Source organism: Burkholderia sp. Se-20378, assembly GCF_017104665.1.
In the GTDB taxonomy this organism is placed as follows: domain Bacteria; phylum Pseudomonadota; class Gammaproteobacteria; order Burkholderiales; family Burkholderiaceae; genus Burkholderia; species Burkholderia lata.
On record NZ_JAAGPG010000976.1, the window covers coordinates 1 to 1,774 of the forward strand.

The following is a 1,774-nucleotide window of genomic DNA, read 5'->3' on the forward strand; positions in this document are numbered from 1 at the left end:
GGCACCGCGCGTACACTGTCCGCCGATGCGGGATAGGCGCGGGCAGCACGGGGACGAGCGTGCCCGCGCGCAGCGCGTCGATCGCCCGGGCCAGCGCGGCGCGGTCGAAGGCCGGTGCATCGGTATCCGGCGCGAAGGTCGCCGGGCCACGTGGATCGTTCATGCGACAGCTTCCTGCGCAACCGCTTCACCCGACAGCGGCACGAGCGCGTCGAGCGTGCGACCGGTCAGCCGCGACAGGATCTCGCGCCGCCAGTCGTCGTAGATCGCGCGGTATTCGGCGATATCCGCGCCGAACACGTGCGCGGTGTGCGCGTACTCGTCGTGCAGATAGTCGTCGAGCCGCGCCTGCGTTTCCTCGTCGGCCGCGATCACGCGATCGATCAGCGCGTCACGCTCGGCTGCCGGCAGCGCCTTCAACGTGTCGAACCACCACTGGACGATCTGCACGCGATGCCACTCCTCGTCCGGCCGGATCCGGTTCTCGCCGTGCTCGCGCATCGCGGAATCGCCGATGCGGCCGGTCTTGCGCTGAATCCACAGCTTCGCGAGGATGTGCAGCTCGTAATGCCATTCGAATGCCAGAAAGCCCGCGACGTCGCGCACCGCGATGTCGCCGATGCGCGCCCAATGCGCGGCGACGAGCCGGTCGACTTCCGGCAGTGGATCGCGCCCCGTCAGTTCGGTCACGCGTTCGCGGCCGATCACCGCGTGCGCGCCGTCGTCGCCGAGCTGGCGCGACAGGATCAGCTGGAAGTGCGGATCGTCGCAGAACAGCGTGTCGATCGCCTTCGCGACGACCTGCACGATGAACAGGTCGTGCGACGCCATCTTCGTGTAGTAGTCGGCGACGGCGGCCAGCTCGTCGTCGTTGCGCGGCTCGCGCGGCGGCGTGGCGAGCTTCGCCGGGAAGTCCGGACGATGGCGTCGCGCCACGTCGAGAAACAGCGCTTCCTCGAATTGTCCGTTCCATTCGCGCGGCGCGCCGATGGGCAAGGTCATAGGGTTCTTTCTCTCAGGATCATGAATGAAGCGAGCAGACGCTTGTGGCGTCGCTCAGGTACGCCGGGTCACGCGTCGGACCAGGCGGTCGCCCGTGATTTGCACGGCCGAGACGAGTGCGATCAGGATCACGATCACGGTCGCCATGACGGTGGTGTCGAAACGCTGGTAGCCGTAGCGGATCGCGAGATCGCCGAGGCCGCCCGCGCCGACGGCGCCCGCCATCGCGGTCGAGCCGATCAGCGCGACGACGGTAATGGTGAAGCCGCCGAGCATGCCTGGCAGCGCTTCGGGCAACAGCACGTGCCAGACGATGTGGCGTCGCTTCGCGCCCATCGCGAGCGCGGCCTCGATCAGCCCGCGATCGACCTCGCGCAGGCTCACCTCGGCGATCCGCGCGAAGAACGGGATCGCGGCGATCGACAGCGGCACGACGGCCGCCCAGACGCCGATCGTCGTGCCGATCAGCACGCGCGTGAACGGCAGCAGCGCGACGAGCAGGATGATGAACGGCGTCGAGCGGAACACGTTGACGAGCGCGCCGAGCACCGCGTTCACGCCGCGCCGTTCGTAGATGCCGCCGGGCGCGGTCGTCACGAGGATCACCGCGAGCGGGATGCCGATCAGCGCGGCAATCACGGCCGACGCGGCGACCATCGACAACGTGTCGCGGATCGCGTCGAGCAGTTCGGGCCACCAGAGGTCAAACATAGCCGAGCACCTCCACGTGATTCGCGTGGCGGCGCGCACGTTCGAGCAGCGCGGCAACCGC

The 1,774-nt window shown here is 68.7% G+C and carries 2 protein-coding genes; both read right to left on the minus strand.

The window, feature by feature from the left end; genetic code table 11:
- Window positions 1-159 precede the first annotated feature (159 nt).
- Complete coding sequence (locus tag G3N93_RS39495; RefSeq protein WP_174986027.1) at window positions 160-1,002, minus strand: hypothetical protein; 843 nt, start codon at window positions 1,000-1,002, stop codon at window positions 160-162.
- Window positions 1,003-1,056: 54 nt separating this feature from the next.
- Window positions 1,057-1,713, minus strand: a complete 657-nt coding sequence (locus G3N93_RS39500; RefSeq protein ID WP_046546161.1) for a methionine ABC transporter permease — start codon at window positions 1,711-1,713, stop codon at window positions 1,057-1,059.
- Window positions 1,714-1,774 lie beyond the last annotated feature (61 nt).

Excerpts from the sequence above, each read along its gene's own strand:
- G3N93_RS39495 (WP_174986027.1), bottom strand. The coding sequence starts at position 1,002 with ATGACCTTGCCCATCGGCGCGCCGCGCGAATGGAACGGACAATTCGAG.
- G3N93_RS39500 (WP_046546161.1), bottom strand. The coding sequence starts at position 1,713 with ATGTTTGACCTCTGGTGGCCCGAACTGCTCGACGCGATCCGCGACACG.